The sequence below is a fragment of the Eisenbergiella tayi genome (assembly GCF_001881565.1).
Lineage (GTDB): Bacteria > Bacillota > Clostridia > Lachnospirales > Lachnospiraceae > Eisenbergiella > Eisenbergiella tayi.
Genome location: NZ_MPDJ01000004.1, coordinates 730329 through 746932 on the forward strand (window position 1 = coordinate 730329; position 16604 = coordinate 746932).

Annotated in this window: 12 protein-coding genes; 1 reads left to right on the plus strand and 11 read right to left on the minus strand. The window is 48.3% G+C overall.

Annotated features, from left to right (window positions below; genetic code table 11):
• Positions 1–192 precede the first annotated feature (192 nt).
• The 4 genes from BLA28_RS17885 to BLA28_RS17900 form a co-directional block, all read right to left on the minus strand.
• Positions 193–744: a cysteine hydrolase family protein gene (locus BLA28_RS17885; RefSeq protein ID WP_069158369.1), complete on the minus strand. Its 552-nt coding sequence runs from the start codon at positions 742–744 to the stop codon at positions 193–195.
• A 70-nt stretch (positions 745–814) separates the two neighbouring features.
• A complete protein-coding gene (locus BLA28_RS17890; RefSeq protein ID WP_069158370.1) occupies positions 815–1429 on the minus strand; it encodes a GNAT family N-acetyltransferase in 615 nt (204 codons plus the stop codon).
• Between the two features lie 92 nt (positions 1430–1521).
• Positions 1522–3333, minus strand: a complete 1812-nt coding sequence (locus BLA28_RS17895) for an ABC transporter ATP-binding protein (protein ID WP_069158371.1) — start codon at positions 3331–3333, stop codon at positions 1522–1524.
• Positions 3330–5111, minus strand: coding sequence for an ABC transporter ATP-binding protein (locus tag BLA28_RS17900; RefSeq protein WP_069158372.1), 1782 nt, complete (start codon positions 5109–5111; stop codon positions 3330–3332). Before BLA28_RS17900 ends, BLA28_RS17895 begins: the two co-directional genes overlap by 4 nt.
• A gap of 695 nt (positions 5112–5806) precedes the next feature.
• Here BLA28_RS17900 and BLA28_RS17905 point away from each other — a divergent pair.
• On the plus strand, positions 5807–7174 hold the full coding sequence (locus BLA28_RS17905) for an MATE family efflux transporter (protein ID WP_069154809.1): 1368 nt from the start codon (positions 5807–5809) through the stop codon (positions 7172–7174).
• Between the two features lie 595 nt (positions 7175–7769).
• Here the strand turns inward: BLA28_RS17905 and BLA28_RS17910 are convergent.
• From BLA28_RS17910 to scfA, 7 genes are all read right to left on the minus strand, one after another.
• Complete coding sequence (locus BLA28_RS17910) at positions 7770–8309, minus strand: NAD(P)H-dependent oxidoreductase (RefSeq protein WP_169897265.1); 540 nt, start codon at positions 8307–8309, stop codon at positions 7770–7772.
• The gene (locus BLA28_RS17915; protein WP_069154389.1) at positions 8297–9301 is read right to left on the minus strand and encodes an NAD-dependent epimerase/dehydratase family protein; all 1005 of its coding nucleotides are present in this window, start codon (positions 9299–9301) and stop codon (positions 8297–8299) included. The genes BLA28_RS17910 and BLA28_RS17915 overlap by 13 nt, the downstream gene beginning before the upstream one ends.
• A 378-nt stretch (positions 9302–9679) precedes the next feature.
• Complete coding sequence (gene pfkB / locus BLA28_RS17920) at positions 9680–10606, minus strand: 1-phosphofructokinase (protein WP_069154390.1); 927 nt, start codon at positions 10604–10606, stop codon at positions 9680–9682.
• A gap of 71 nt (positions 10607–10677) precedes the next feature.
• On the minus strand, positions 10678–12447 hold the full coding sequence (gene recJ, locus BLA28_RS17925) for a single-stranded-DNA-specific exonuclease RecJ (protein WP_069158374.1): 1770 nt from the start codon (positions 12445–12447) through the stop codon (positions 10678–10680).
• Positions 12448–12575: 128 nt separating this feature from the next.
• Positions 12576–14753: a protein translocase subunit SecD gene (gene secD, locus BLA28_RS17930; RefSeq protein WP_069158375.1), complete on the minus strand. Its 2178-nt coding sequence runs from the start codon at positions 14751–14753 to the stop codon at positions 12576–12578.
• Between the two features lie 20 nt (positions 14754–14773).
• A complete protein-coding gene (scfB, locus tag BLA28_RS17935; RefSeq protein WP_069158376.1) occupies positions 14774–16171 on the minus strand; it encodes a thioether cross-link-forming SCIFF peptide maturase in 1398 nt (465 codons plus the stop codon).
• 147 nt (positions 16172–16318) lie between these two features.
• Positions 16319–16462, minus strand: coding sequence for a six-cysteine ranthipeptide SCIFF (gene scfA / locus BLA28_RS17940; protein WP_009250044.1), 144 nt, complete (start codon positions 16460–16462; stop codon positions 16319–16321).
• Positions 16463–16604: the final 142 nt, after the last annotated feature.

A 16604-nucleotide genomic window follows, 5' to 3' on the forward strand; every position in this document is an offset into this window, starting at 1 on the left:
GACAGCAAAGCCGCAGCGCCTTTTTGGGTAAAATAAAGCAGCCTTCCACCGTTTTTAATGGCGGAAGGCTGTTTATGAGGGGGGAGATAGTTAAGTGAGTTGTATATCAACTATCTGTTATTATCATACCTTTCAATTGTGTTCATTCTGTGATCAAAGATTAAATAAGTTCTTAATTCCCTGAAGGAATTATTAAGAAATTGGGAAGTTTTTCATTTTTTCAATTATTTCTTCCACCGGCCTTACATCCGCATATCTCCCATCCCACATTTTTTTCTCAAAATACTCCGTAAGCTGCTCTGCCGTAAAATAATCATTATCAAAGGTCGAAGTGGTATGGGCAGGAATCCATACGTGAAAGCCCCGTTCAAAAGCGGATTTACATGTGGCATCGATACAATATTCTGTCTGCAGGCCTCCCAGAATAATTTCCGTTATCTTCTTCTCCTTTAAATATTCCCCCAGTCCGGTATCTTTAAAGGCGCTATTAAAGCGTTTTTCAAAGATTCGTTCTCCTTCCTGCGGGGCTGTAGCATCGAATATCTGCCAGCCCTGCGTCCCCAAGGCGAGCTCGTCCCCTTCACCGCCGTCATGGCGCACATATACCACTTCCAGGCCCGTCTGCCTAGCGTTATGGATAATAGCCTTCAGATTGTCTGTCAGCTCTTCCTCACGGAAGGGATGTGCTTCCATGAGCGCATTCTGTACATCAACTATTAATACAACCGTATTCTTCTGATTCATTTTCTCTGTTTTCTCCTGTTAAATATATTTTTTACAACATCAGGAATGCTGTAGAGCCAACGTTATCCGGTCATGTCAAATCTGTTTCCCTCGCTTCTCGTTTCGCTTTTTCAGGAAACTTCCGATCAAATATTTCCAGTTCCTCTTCGCTGACATTAAAGCAAGTATCAAAATCATATATCCCGCTGTTATTACCGAGATACCCTTCTTCCAATTCCTTTGCCATAAAAAATGCCGCTTCATCATCCTCCGATGTCCCCGGCAGATAAACATGATACCTGCAGGCGGATTCAAAGCCCAGAGGATTATAATAATTATTATCTCCTGTAATGAGTACTGCTTTATATCCCAAACATTTTGCTTTATCCAGGGTATATTCTATCAATTTCTTTCCCAGGCCTTTTCTCTGGAAATCCGGATGAACACTTATGGGGCCAAATGCAATCACTTCATCGCTCATTTTCCGTTCTGTGCCGGTAAACATTTTCGTGTAGACTATATTCCCGACAATCTTTCCATCCTCAATCAAAACATAATCCAAATCTTTGATGAAAGAATCCGCTTGCCTTAATTTATCGAGGACAAGATGTTCACTACATCCCGGACGGTATACATCCCAGAAGGCTTCTCTTGTCAGATTTTCCACTTCAAAGTAATCTTTTTCATTTTCAAGCCGCAGTTCCATACAGTTTCCTCCAAGTTTATAAAAAATAATTAATGGGAAATTTCAAATATCACCTTTTCCTCATCGTGCTGAGCAAGCCATTTGCCTGCATTTTACACAGGAAGCTGTGCAGGAACACAATCTTCAGCCCTTTCATACCACTGAGCCTGTTTCTCCCACATCGTCGCATATTTGCCCGGATGGGACATAAGCTCCTCATGCGTCCCGATATCAACAATCTCACCGCCATCCATGACTACAATACGATGCGCCAGTTTAGCAGAACCAAGACGATGGGTTACCACTACCGCACATTTCCCTTTTGCCAGCTGTTCAAACTGCTTGTAAATCTTTGTTTCTTCAATCGGATCGATAGCGGATGTGGGTTCATCCAATACGATGAAACCGTTTACCCGGTACAGCCCGCGGGCGATTGCGATCCGCTGCCACTGCCCTCCGGATAAATCAATTCCGCCGAACTCCGGCGACAGCATGTCATCGAGTTTGATATCGCCCATCTCAAAGTCTGCCTCGGACAGTACGGAATGAATCTTTTCGGCTCCGGCCTCGGCTGAAACATCACTGATAGCCACATTTTCCTTAAGAGTCATTTTATAACGCTGGTATTTTTGGAACACACCCGATACTCCCTTATAAACGGAGGCAGGGGAAGCCACAGCCGTATCCAGTCCGCCGATGAATACTTTACCTTCTGACGGACGGTAAATACCGGTCAGCAGGCGTACAAGCGTACTTTTCCCGGCACCGTTTTCTCCGACAATGGCAATCGTCTCCCCCTCTGCGATTTCCAATGATACATTCTTTATAGCAGGTTTATCTCTGCCGGGATAAGTAAAGCTGATGTCTTTTGCCGCAACACCTCTGGCAAAATCCGTTTCTCCTTCTGTGCCTGTATGCTCCTGCATATCAAGCAGCCGTATGAAATTGACCACCTTCCCCATATCCCTGTTCATATTGCCGATATGCTGCGTTACAATCTCCTGCATAATGGCAAATATCTGCCCCAGCGCCGCAAACACAGCAGCGAACATCCCGACCGTAATCTCTCCAGACATCGTTGCTCTAAACAGCATGTAGGCCGAAAGGGCCATTCCCACAAATGCCGTAAAATCCAATAAAAGCTGAAGCAATGCCGTTTTCCGCTCCGCTTTCCATACCTTTTCCGTCAGCAGTTTCATGGTATCTTCAAATAAATGATAGAAGAAGGAAAATGCACCCAGGATACGGGTTTCCTTAAAATACTCCCTGTCGCAGATCGCTTTTTGATAATACTCATATTCCCGCCTGAGCGGAGCGCTCTGTTCTTCCAGCCTGGTAAATACCCGTACATTGACGGCCTGTGCCGACAGAGCAGGGATAAATGCAAGAAGCAGCGTTATGATCAGCATGGGTTTCAGCCGGAACAGGTATACTCCGATTGACAAAAAATAAACCCCGTAAAAACTCACGCAGACAAATACAATCATGCAGAACATGGTAATTGCCCGGATGCCTTCCCTCGCTTTGTTAAGATCATCCAGGAAATCGGTATCCTCAAAATATACAGGATCGATACGCCTGAGCTTTTTGTGAATCAATGCGGTAAGCCTTCCGGAGGATTTCGGCAGAAGGATGCCGATCCCATGAAAATTCTGAACACCATTAATGATCTGCTGCCCAAACGTAACCGCCGCCAACAGGAGCAGGGGAATCACACAATCCAAAAAACCTGCTTTTCCGGCAGCCGCTTTGGAAATCACATCAAAAAGACGCTGCGTTGCCACTACTGCCAGCGTGAACGACAATCCATTCATGATTCCCAGTGTATTCTCAATCAAACAGTTCCATGGCGCAGACCTAAACTGTATAGGGATAATCCGCAGTATGACTGTTACTAAATTGTACTTTTTCTTTTCCGCACTCATTGATACCACTCCCTCTGCGTCTCAAACATCTCTGCATACCGCCCTTTTTGGGCCATCAGCGCTTCATGTGTCCCCCGCTCTGTAACTTTTCCCGCATCAATAACCAGTATTTCATCTGCCAGCTTGGTAGAACCGAGACGGTGGCTGATAAATACAGTCGTCTTCCCATCCATCAGTTTCTCAAATTCACTGTAAAGCAGACTCTCACTGATAGGGTCAAGCGCCGATGTCGGCTCGTCAAGAATTCTGACAGGCGCCTGGCTGATAAGCGATCTCGCAATCGCAACACGCTGCCACTGCCCGCCCGAAATATCCTGTCCATCCTTCAGAATTTTCCCCAGCGGCGTATCGATACCATCCCTCAGCCTGTCAATGGCTTCATCCAGCCCGGCCAGATGAGCCGCTTCTCTTTCTTTTCCTTTTGTATGTATATTGCCGAGAGCTATATTATCCTTCATTCCGATATAATATTTGGCAAAATCCTGATACACGACGGAAAACATCGCTTTCACCGCACCGGCGGAATACTCTCTCAGCTCTGTCCCATTTATCAGTATTTCCCCTTCATATTCCGGATACAGTCCGGTTAACAGCTTGGTAATCGTTGTCTTTCCCGCGCCGTTTTTACCGACAAAAGCATAATGACGTCCGGCTTCCAGCTTAAAGGACAATCCGTCAAGAATATATCTGTCTCCACTGGGATATCGGAAGCGCACATTACGGAACTCCAGCAAATCAATGGCTATCGGTTCAGCATCCGGTTCCATCAATGCATCCTTCTCTTCGCTCAGCGAAACAAATGCGGTCAAATCCTTCATATATTCGCCCACCCGCGAAATATTCTCAAGGGAACGTGACATCTGGAAGCCCAATTTTTGTATCATACCGAACACAGCGCTTATGATACCCATAAACATACCTGCTGTCATCTGTCCATGCACCACCGGCCCAATCAATGTCAGCGCCACCAGCAGTGAAATCAGAGCCAGAATCATGCTGGAACCTTTTGTAATCAGGAACATTTTAGCCGTAACCTTAACCTGTATTTTTCTGCCCGCCTCGTACTGCTCCTGCCACTTACGGTTAACCTCGTCACTGTAATCAAACAACGTACGCTCGTCCACATTATCCCGCCCGGTCAGCACTTCTCCCAGATAATCAGTACGCCTGTTGAATTTTTCCGCTTCACACTCAGCCTGATAATTCTTTTTTCCTGCACGCATCGATACCCAGAACATAGGCACCGAAAAGGCTAGAATGATCAATGCGGCCCACCACACCTGTGTCACAATCAAAAGAAAAACAGAGGAAACAGATACTATGATCTGAATGAACTGTATAAAGGCATCCACCCCATCCATGATCGATTTCACAGGATCCCTGGTTACACGTGAGATCAATTCCCAACTCTCTGCATTCTCAATATGCTTATATTCAAATGCCGCATAAACCTTAACTAAAGATGGCTTTAATTTCCGCTGAAGCTTCACACTGACCCTGGCTCCGGCCAGCTTCGCAACCGCTCCAATCGTATTTACCACTCCCAGCGCAGCAAGCAATAAAACCAACGGCAGATAGATGTCGTTCTGCGGCCGCACATTATTAAGTATTTCAGCCGCCGTGTCCACAAAATTGGCCGTAGCCACAGCCATCACCGCTGTCTGCATTATAGACTGCGTAACTGACAGCAAAAATTTCAATACCGTACAGACAGGAGACGCCTTCAGCGCCAGAATCAGTGCATCATATGATTTGTACTCCTTTTTAGCTAATGGCATCTTAACTACCTCATCCCTAACTTTTTACTTTAAATACCACGAACCCCATCTCCATGGTCTGTGCTTTTCCGATTATCGTATTTCCATTTATTTATATTAACATATCCTTATAAATACTTCTATTAATACTTTTGTGTAGATTCCGACCGTGTAAATTCCACCAAGCCCTGAATGCCGCAGATAAAAAAATGAATACCATCTGAGCCAGGGGACTTTCCCGCAGGCTGTTCTTGGATTCTGAGCGGGTGCAGCTAAAAAACATCGGTGCCGCCCCTGCCCTGCTGTACCCTCCCGCCTGTGTACCCTGCCTGTGTCTGCCCCGCTGCCCTTTGCGCCCCTCTCTGCCGCCACAGCCCTGCAAGGATTCCTATAAGGGGCATTATAAGCACGCCGGTCCTTAGGCTGCGTCCTTTTGCAGCCTTAGTACCGCTGCGTGATTATCCGAGCGGAAGCGTCCCCTGTAAGGAACCTTGCAGGGCTGCGGCGGCAGAGAGGGGCGCAAAGGGCAGCGGGGCAGACACAGGCAGGGTACACAGGCGGGAGGGTACAGCAGGGCAGGGGCGGCACCGATGTTTTTTAGCTGCACCCGCTCCCGAGGTCCGTCTTGTTTTCACAACTTCCCTTTGCTATAATAAAAGGAAATATGCGCAGACATTTCGCAGATGTCTCACTTTTACATGGGAGGAAACAAGGAAATGGCCGATAATCAGAAAACACAATTATTCGAGGAGATGCCGATCCCAAAGGCCGTAATGCAATTGTCGATTCCCACCGTACTCAGCTCACTGGTCATGGTAATCTATAACCTGGCCGACACTTACTTTGTAGGAATGCTAAACAACCCTGTACAAAATGCGGCGGTAACACTGGCAGCCCCGGTCCTCCTGGCCTTCAACGCCGTCAATAACCTCTTCGGCGTCGGAAGCTCCAGCATGATGAGCCGGGCGCTGGGACGCAAAGACTACGATACCGTCAGCCGAAGCTCCGCCTTCGGATTCTACTGCTCACTGCTTTCCGGTTTCTTATTCTCCTTCTTATGCTTTGCTCTTCAAAATCCCCTGCTCACCGTCCTTGGGGCAGATTCCAATACAGCGGAAGCGACACTGGGCTATCTGCGCTGGACAGTCATATGCGGAGCCGCCCCTGCCATATTGAACGTGGTAATGGCCTATATGGTCCGTGCAGAGGGTGCCTCACTCCACGCCAGCCTCGGCACCATGAGCGGATGCCTCCTAAACATAATTCTTGACCCCATTTTCATTCTCCCCTGGGGCCTTAACATGGGAGCCGCAGGAGCCGGCCTTGCCACCTTCCTCTCAAACTGCGTGGCATGCTGCTATTTCTTCATCCTGCTGTACGTACGCAGAAAAACCACCGTAGTATGCATCTCCCCCAAAAAATTCGGCTTCCGAAAAGGAATCGTACTGGGAATCTGCGGCGTCGGAATCCCCGCCTCCATCCAAAATCTGCTCAACGTAACCGGTATGACCATCTTAAACAACTTCACCTCCCCCTTCGGCCCCCATGCCGTAGCCGCCATGGGCATCGCCCAGAAAGTAAATATGGTCCCCCTCCAGGTAGCCATAGGATTTTCCCAGGGTGTCATGCCCCTGATCAGCTACAACTATGCCAGCAACAACCGCAAACGCATGAAAGATTCCATCATGTTCACAATCAAAACCATTGTCCCCCTGATGGCAGCCGTCCTGATCCTCTTCACCGTCGGAGCCGGCCCCATCATCAATTCCTTTATGAAAAACGCGGATGTTATCGCCTTCGGAACACGATTCCTCCGCGGCTTCTGCCTCTGCCTGCCTTTCCTCTGCATGGATTTTATCGCCGTAGGCGTATTCCAGGCCGTAGGCCACGGCCGATCCGCACTGGCATTTGCCATCCTCCGCAAAATCCTCCTCGAAATACCCGCCCTGTACATACTGAACTTCCTCTTCCCACTATACGGCCTCCCCTATGCCCAGTTCGTCGCCGAACTCGTCCTCTCCATCGCATCAGTCATCATGCTCAACCGCATCTTCAAATCCGGAGAAACCCCCGCCGAGGCATAGTTCCCTGCACCTAATTAATCCCTTTAATACCTTCCTCCCTTCATCTAAAAAAGTCAGGAGCTGCCGTCTGCTGTCCGCGTCCTGTGTCCCGGTCTTCGTTCCCCAGTGTGCGGCGGCGTTCCGGGCCCGGAGGGAAATATCTCAGCCACAGATCCTTTCTGCGTCATGGAGATGAGACCGGGCAAATGGGACAGCCCCACCTGTCCCATTTGCCGCCCTCGGGCCCATCGCAATGCCCGACGCGGCAGGACCTGCGGCTGAGATATTTCCCTCCGGGGCCCGGAACGCCGCCGCACACTGGGGAACGAAGACCGGGACACAGGACACCAGACAGCAGACGGCAGCTCCTGACTTTTTGTTCTCCCCCGCCGCAAGATCTTCTTCCCTTTTTCTAAAGAAAACCTTAAGACTTTTTATTTTCTTTTTCTAAAATGTACACATTCCCGTCACAAATTTCCTGTATTATAATCTCAGATAGTTAAACAACTCAAAACTATCTCCCCCCTCATAAGAAAACGAAAAGCTGTCAGTACGGTATATGCCGCTGGCAGCTTTTTCGTTATCTATTCTCATGTCAGAATCCCGGATTTCCTGACTAATCCGCTTCTCCGGCCGCTTTTATCAGCTTTGTTCTTACCTCCTTTTCCTCAATCAGCCTGTCCCTGGTGGCCTTCATCCCGTAATCCATAGCCGAGAACACAAGAATATCCGGTTTCTGTCCGGCATTCCGGTATAAACCTTTCAGTGTATGTAAGGCACATTCCAGCCCGTGACCCGGATTCCCTATGAGAAGAATCCGGGTCTTTTTCCAGAACCGCCTTTCCTCCGCCTCTTCATGAAGCCTGGGGGAAAGGCGTTCCAGCAGACGGTAAAAAGCCGACGGCAGATTTCCATTATACAAAGGCATCACAAAAAAGTATTCCTCTTCTCTGTCCATCCATGCCATCAGTTCAGAAAAGCCATCCTTTTTCAAACAGCTTCCCTGTATGCATTCATAGGAACAGGGGCCGCAGCCATCAAAGGCAAAATCATGAATCCATTTTACCACAAACCTATGTTTCGTCTGCTGTTTGAGGAACTGAAGGAAATCCCCGCAGTTACCGTCCTTTCTGGAACTGAAATTTAATCCAAGCATATCTGTTTCTTCCCTTCCCTTAACCATTGTACCGTATCCTTTATCGTCTGCATCAGATCACGCGGACTGTAGCCCAGCTCTTTTGTTGCCTTATCGTGGGAAAAACGGTCATTGCTTTTAAGCGTATAGAGGGAATATCTGGTATACAGCGGACGTTTCTTCCTGCATTTCGCATAACCGGCAAGAAGAGGGGCCGCGGCCCTGGCCATCCACATAGGAAGCACCGGCACACTCCTGCATTTACAGACTTTCCGGGCCATAGCCAGCACCTCCTTGATTTCGTAATGACGGTTGGAAAGAATATAGCATTCCCCTTTCCTTCCTTTGGAAGCCGCCAGGAGGCAGCCCTTTGCCACGTCCCTCACATCCACGAAATCATAACCGCCCTTTACGCATGCCGGAAGCCGCCCCATAATATAATCATTTACCAGCTGTACCAGATAATTTCCCGTACCGCCGAAAGGCCCCAATATACCGGATGGATGGACTACCACCGCATCCAGGCCCAGCTTAACCAGGGCCATGACCGCCCTGGTGGCTTCCGCCTTGGTTTTGGCATATCCTCCCGTAACCGTTTTTTCCGAAAATTCCGTAACCTCTTTCATCACGCCGTAATCCCCATTTTCCGGGATCGCATGGACGGAACTGACATAGACAAATCTTTTTACCTGTTTTTCCAGGCTGAGCCCGGCAATTGTTTTCGTTCCGTTTACATTCACATCATATACCAGGGGTGTCACCTTCCCTGAAATATCGATAATTCCGGCGGTATGGATCACAGTCACTTCCATATCGTCTGTATTTTCAAAAAGCGGCAGCAGCGTTTCCCTTCTGCGCACATCCCCTCTGTAATAAACCACATTTCCCCGATTCACACCCTCTTCACCAGGCAGAATCAGCCCCCTCACCAGACAATCTTCCTGCTCCAGCATACGGACGACAGTACCCCCCAGATGTCCGTCCGCGCCGGTAACGATATACATTTTTTTCATGGCGAACCTCCTGATCCGGAGCAATTTATTTCGCAGCTGTCCAGTACCTCCACAGTTGCTTTGTTCTCAATATAATTATAGCAATATCCCTTTTCCTCCTCAATAATCAGATATCCTCTCCCTGTTATCCTAATGAACAGATCATGAAAAAATGTTGATCGTACGATTTCTTTAATGAATTATAAAGAAACACTTTATAAATTTTATTACATTTTTTGAAAATGGACATATTCCTGTCACAATTTCCGGTTATGATATATTTCAGATAGATGAACAACACCTATCTCCCCCCTCATAAAAGATAAGATAAAAAGGCCCCTGTTAACAGGAGCCTTTTTATCTTGTCTTTTTAAATTTTTCTCAGGAGCTTCACAGCTGCTAAATTTCCTCAATATGAATATCCCGGAGTATCTCCTCCGCCAGCTTCAGAGGAACGTTGCCGCTTTCCAATGTCGTGGCGTTGGCCGCCGAAACAGCCGCAGCCTTTCGGAGCATTTCCTCTATATCCGCGCCGGATGTCATGGACATCGCAAGAGAGGCCACCACGCTGTCCCCGCAGCCCACCGTATTCAGTGCGGTTACTCTGGGTACCCTTGCATACAGGCATCTTCCCTTACCCGCCAGCAGCAGCCCTTTATCGCCCAGGGAAACAATTACAAGACCCACCCCATCGGAAAGAAGGACTGAGGATGCATCTTTTATGTCATTCATATCCTGCAGCCTGCGGCCGATAATATACTCCAGTTCCTTTCTGTTGGGCTTGACAACGGAAGGCGCCGCCTTTACGCCCTCTTTCAGCAGTTCACCGCTGGTATCCAGAATCACCTGTTTTCCCATGGAGGAAGCGCTCCGGATAAGCCTGGCATAAATATCTGTGGGAATCCCCGGCGCCGCGCTGCCGGAAAGTATGACCAGCCCGCTTTCTTCCGCCAATGAGGCAAACTTCTGCATGAATTCCTTCAGCTGTGTGTCACTGATGTGCGGACCCGGCTCCAGTATTTCTGTCACATAACCGTTATCAGCCACAATATTCATGCTGGTCCTGGTTTCTCCATCCACCTGCACAAAAGCGCTGCGGATTTTCAGCCTGTCCAGCTGGTCTTCCATCCACCTTCCCTGATAGCCTCCCAAAAAACCGGTTGCCGTCACTTCGTAATCATACTGACGGAGTATTTTACTCACATTTATTCCCTTGCCGCCCGGTATATTATCAACGGAACGCATCCGGTTCACTCTTCCGGGGAAAAGCTCACCTGTTCTGTATGTCTTATCAACTGCCGGATTCAGCGTCACTGTTAAAATCATAAATAGTCCCCTGTTCTATCGTTACCGTTCTGTCTACTACTATATTTTCTTTACCTTTATATTTTATCATATTACTGATACTGCTGCATCACCAATTGAAGTTTGGTATTCCCCTGGTAGGTATTGATGGATGGATAATACGTGACCGACAGCCGGATATCCTGGCTTTTTCCCAGATAAAGCCGTTCCACCGCTTCCTGGCCGAACTTCTTTTTCATATAGTCGTTCATGGGTTCGGGATCTCCGAAGGCCATCATTTCCCATTTGTTCCGGCAATCATCCAGCACGGTGAAACGTATGGCATTTCCGTTTTTCCCCAGAATCCTGGCCGACAGGAAGGTCAAATCCTTATGGGCAAAAACAGGCTTGGGATTCCCGTTTCCGAAAGGCTCCAGAAGCTCCAGCTCCTTTACGAATTCCATGGAAACGTGGGATACCGGCATGGGGACATCTATATGGATCCGTTCCTCCATATCGCTCTCCGTCAGTGTGCATACCTCGTTGATTTCCCTGCGGAAATCCTCAACATCCTTTTCCTCCAGGGAGAGGCCCGCCGCCATTTTGTGGCCGCCGTACTTGGTGAAAAGATGCCTGACTCTGGTCATTTCCTCGTACATATGATAGGCCTCTATGGAACGGCCGCTGCCTTTTACGCCTTCTTCTCCCCTGGTCAGCACGAATACCGGCTTATAGTATTTTTCCCTTATTCTGCCTGCAATTATACCTGCAAGGCTTTCATGGCAGTCAGGAAGGTAGATTACCAGCACCCGATCCTGCATGAGCCCGTTCTCTTCCACGGAACGTACAGCCTGTTTCACATAAATATCGGTCATTTCCTTACGGCTGTCATTCAGCTGCTTCAAATCAGAGGCGATGCGGACGGCTTCCGCCCGATCTTCCTCCTCCAGAAGCTGCAGAGCCCTGACCGCCGTATCCAGGCGCCCTGTGGCGTTCAGACAGGGGCCCATAACAAAACCGATATGATAAGCGGACAGTTTTCCCTTATCTATGCCATTTACCTCCATCAGTGCCCTCAGTCCCTGGTTGGAGGTGTTTTTCATATGGGACAGCCCGAATTTTACAATAACCCTGTTTTCATCCAGAAGCTCCATAACGTCACATACCGTGGCAAAAGCGGCCATTTCCAGAAGCTCTTCCAGCAGAGGCTTTTCCTTCTGTGTAAGCTCCAGCCTCCGGTAAAGAGCCTCCATTACCTTATAGGCCACCACCGCGCCGCAAATCCCTTTATAAGGATATGCATCCCCTTCCTGCTTGGGATCAATCACCGCATCGGCGGGAGGCAGTATGTATTTCCGTTCCCCTTCTGTTTCCTCATAAGGAACCTCATGGTGATCGGTCACAATCACCGTCATCCCTTTTTCCTTAGCCAGCCTTATCTGGGGTTCTGCCGCGATGCCGTTGTCACAGGTAATGATAGTATCTATCCCTGACTGGAAGGCATCCTCCACCAGATGCTCATTCAGGCCGTAACCGTCCTTCATGCGGTGAGGTATCGCCGTGTCCGCAGCAGCGCCCGCCTGCAGCAGTCCTTTATGAAGAATAAAGGTAGAGCAGATTCCGTCCGCATCATAATCTCCGATGATCCGGATCGGTTTCCGCCGGCTGATTTTATCCAGCAGGATTTCCACCGTACGGTCCATGTCCTTAAGCAGGCCGGGATCATACATATCCTCTATGGTTCCCTGAAGATATTTGCGGATTTCTTCCTCTTCAATAATATCCCTGTTGCGGATGATCCTGGCCAGCACCGGGCTTATGCCGAATGTTTCCCCTATTTTTGTAAAGTCCGCCCTTTTGGCTGTGACAAACCATTTCGCCATATTTTAACTCCTTTGTATCTGCAGCAGCATAAAATGATGTCTGTCCATTTTTTCATACAATCCATACGCAAGCTGACGCGGTAAAAAAGCGTCCTGGCTGAGCAGAACGCTTTTTCATCAGTTAACTTTTATCTGGACTTTGCTTTTACTGCCGCTCCCTTGGTTTTTCCTTTGATTTTCGTACGAAGGACAAACCACAAAGCGCCTGTAATACATACGGAAGAATAGGTTCCGCAGATAATACCAACCATCAGAGGCAGCGCGAATTCACGGATAGAGCTTACACCCAGAATATACAGCACGGCAACCATAATGAAGGTTGTCAGGGAAGTGAAAATACTTCTGGTGAGTGTCTGGGTAATACTCTTGTTTACCAGACCTGACAGATCGCTTTTTCCTTCCAGGCCAATATTTTCACGGATACGGTCAAAGATAACAATGGTAGCATTAATGGAATAACCTACAATAGTAAGCATACATGCTATAAAGGTACTGCCTACCGATACTCGTACCGCCGCATAGAACGCCAGTACCACCAGTACGTCATGAATCAATGCCGCAACAGCGCTGGCGCCAAAGCGGATATCCTTGAAACGGAACCAGATATAAATCAGCATACATACGGTGGCAATGACTACTGCGATGACTGCTTCTCTTCTCATTTCACCGCTGATGGTGGAACTGATGGTTTCCGCAGTGATCTTCTCCTTATCCACGCCGAAGTTCTCTTCCATAACCTTATTCAGTTCTTCTCTTTCATCCACATTCAGAGTTCTTGTCTTGAAAATTACCTCATTTGAGCCCTGAACCTTCTGTGTCTGGACATTACCGTCACCGGTAATTTTTTCTATCATGGGAACTACGTTCGCATCGATGTCTTCAATGGACAGGTTCTCATTGAAGGACACATTGGTGGAAGTTCCGCCCATGAACTCAAGGCTGTAGTTAAGAATCTGCCCTGTTCTTCCCTTATTGACACCCATGAATACAAAGCCTGCGACAATGAGGACGATGGAAATGGTAAAAAATACGGCCTTCCTGGAAAGGAAATTTACAGGCTTTCTGTCTCTTGCACGTCCAAAAAGCTTTTCACTCTGAAGCCCTACCGCATAGAAGGCATTCAGAATCAATCTGGTGACTACCAGAGCGGTAAACATGGAAATCACGATACCAAGCGCCAGCGTCTGTGCAAAGCCCTTTATGGTACCGGAGCCCATAAAGCCCAGCACGGCAGCCGCAATAAGTGTTGTAATATTACCATCCAGAATGGCTGAAAGAGCCTTCTGGAAACCGATTTTAATAGAAGACTTCACCGTCTTGCCCGTGGCAATTTCTTCGCGGATGCGTGCGAAGATAATAACGTTGGCGTCAACCGCCATACCGATTGACAGGATGATACCTGCAATACCGGGAAGGGTGAGGGTGATTTCAAAGCCGTTGAGCAGCAGGATCATCAGCACTACATACATACACAGCGCCAATGAGCTCGCCACACCGGGGATCCAGTAAACGGCAATCATGAACACCATGACAATAGCCATACCGATTGCGCCGGCCGTAAGGCTGCGGTTAATCGCTTCGGAACCAAGCTGGGCGCCGACCACGTTGGAACGCAGCTCTTCCAGCTGCAGCTTCAGACCGCCGATACGGATAGTGGAAGCAAGGGTTTCCGCTTCTTCAAAAGACCCCATACCGGTGATTACGGCAGAACCGTCTGTAATCTCCGACTGGACAGCAGGAGCGCTTACAACGGAGCCATCATAAATAATATAAATGATGTCACGTGTGGGAGCCGCTTTTTTTGTGGCCTCCGCAAATTTGATTTTTCCGTTTTCTGTCAGAGTCAGCTGAACCACAGGCTCCTGATTTCCCAGGGAATTGGTCTGGTAACCCGCCTGTGCATCGGAAACATCCGTACCTTCCAGCACTACATTGCCTGCGGAATCCTGGAAAGACAGGGAACCGGGCTTGCCCAGCTCTTCCAATACCGCATTGGCATCAGAAACACCGGGGATTTCAATATTGATCCGGTCAGAGCCTTCCTGATAAACCTGAGCTTCCGTGGAATAGTTTTCCACACGCTTCTGCAGCTTGTAAATCGTATCACTCATGTCGGCCGAGCTGGGTTCTTCCTCCCCCACTACCTGATAAGTAATACTGACACCGCCTGCCAGGTCAAGGCCCTGCTTAACTCTGGACGCGGAGCCTGATTTATTCTCGCCAACACCGAAAACGGACACATAGCCCAATCCGGCCAATATGACGATGAACGCAATCAGGGTTAAAATACCTTTTTTCTTGTTCATTGCTTCTTATCTCCTTCATTCTAGTCGGCCAGTGCCGCTTTTATCATAATTGCACATTCAATGCGCTTTTTCTGGAGTTCACAGCCCAAGTCATACGTTCCGTTGATGCCGCGGGTGAAATTATAAGAATTGGCCGCGCAGCCGCCGCTGCAGTAAAATTTGGCGAAGCAGTTCTTACATTTGTCTTTGGCATACACGTTACAGCCTTTGAATTCATCCCGTATATCTGTCCTGACAATTCCCGTATCCACATTTCCCATGAGGAATTCTTCCTTCCCCACGAACTGATGGCATGGATAAAAATCTCCCCAGGGAGTCACCGCCAGATATTCCGTTCCCGAACCGCAGCCTGATAACCGCTTTGCCACGCAGGGGCCGCCGCTTAAATCAATCATAAAGTGGAAGAAGTTAACGCCCTTCCCTTCTTTCTGCCGCTTAATCAGCTCCGCTGCAAGCCTGTCGTATTCTTCCAGCAGCACGGGCAAATCCTCTTCCCTGAGCGCATAATCCTCAGAGGGCTCCGCCACCACCGGCTCCACGGAAATCTGCTGAAAGCCCAGATCCGCCAGATGTTTGACATCTTCCCCGAAATCCAGATTATTATGGGTAAAAGTCCCTCTCACATAATAATTGAACTGATCCCTGCTCTCCGCCAGTTTTTGGAATTTGGGTACGATTTCCTCGTAGCTGCCCTGCCCGCCTCTGTGGGGACGCATTTTGTCATTTATTTCCTTGCGCCCGTCTATACTGAGAACCACATTAGACATTTCTTTATTTACAAATTCCTGGATTTCATCATTCAGAAGAATCCCGTTGGTGGTAAGCGTAAAGCGGAACTTTTTGTGGTGAGGCTCTTCCAGGCTTCTTCCGTAAGCTACCAGATCCTTAACCACCTGCCAGTTCATCAGCGGCTCTCCGCCAAAAAAGTCCACCTCAAGATTCACCCTGCTGCCGGAATTGGCAACCAGGAAATCCAGGGCCTTCTTTCCCACTTCAAAACTCATCAGCGCCCTTCTGCCGTGGTATTCTCCCTCTTCTGCGAAGCAGTACCGGCATGCAAGGTTGCAGTCATGGGCGATATGCAGGCAAAGAGCCTTTACCACCGTCTGCCTGTCCTTAAAGGCCCCGATATAATTTTCATAAATATCATCCGTATACAGCTGTCCTGCCTGATAAAGCTCCAGGATTTCCTCCACAGCCTCTTCCAGCTCACTCTCTGTATAGGGACAATTCTCCGGAGAAATCATTCCCTCCGCCTTCAGCGCATCCAGAATTCCGTCCTTTTCCTTTACGCCCTTATTAATGCATTCTTCAATCCGTGGTATCACATCATAGACACAATCGTCCACAACATGTACGCTTCCGCTGTTCACATCCATTACGATGTTGTAGCCGTTGTTTTTGTACTGGTGTATCACTGGAAAACTTCCTTTCTGCTCTCTTTCTGATAACGCACAGAAGCCGGCAGGAAAGGCCTTTGGCCTCTGCCGATCATCTTCACGTATAATAAGCAGCGATAGGTATCGCTGCTTATAAAAACCTTATTCGGTTTCTTCAGAATCTGCCTATTTCATCTTCTCGCAGCTCTGGTTTCCTACTGTACAGGATGTCTTGCATGCTGACTGGCAGGATGTCTGACATTCGCCGCAGCCGCCCTTTTTCATGGATTCTTTTAAGTCTCTTGTGGTCAGTGTCTTAATATGTTTCATACCATTGCCTCCTTACATGAGAAAACCGTCCGAACGGCATCTCTTTATCTGGACAGAATACCGTCCGATACCCGGACGTCATTGTCTAAGCTAGTATATCATAGTTTTTTATTCAGGGAAAGTATTTTTATTAAAAAAGTAT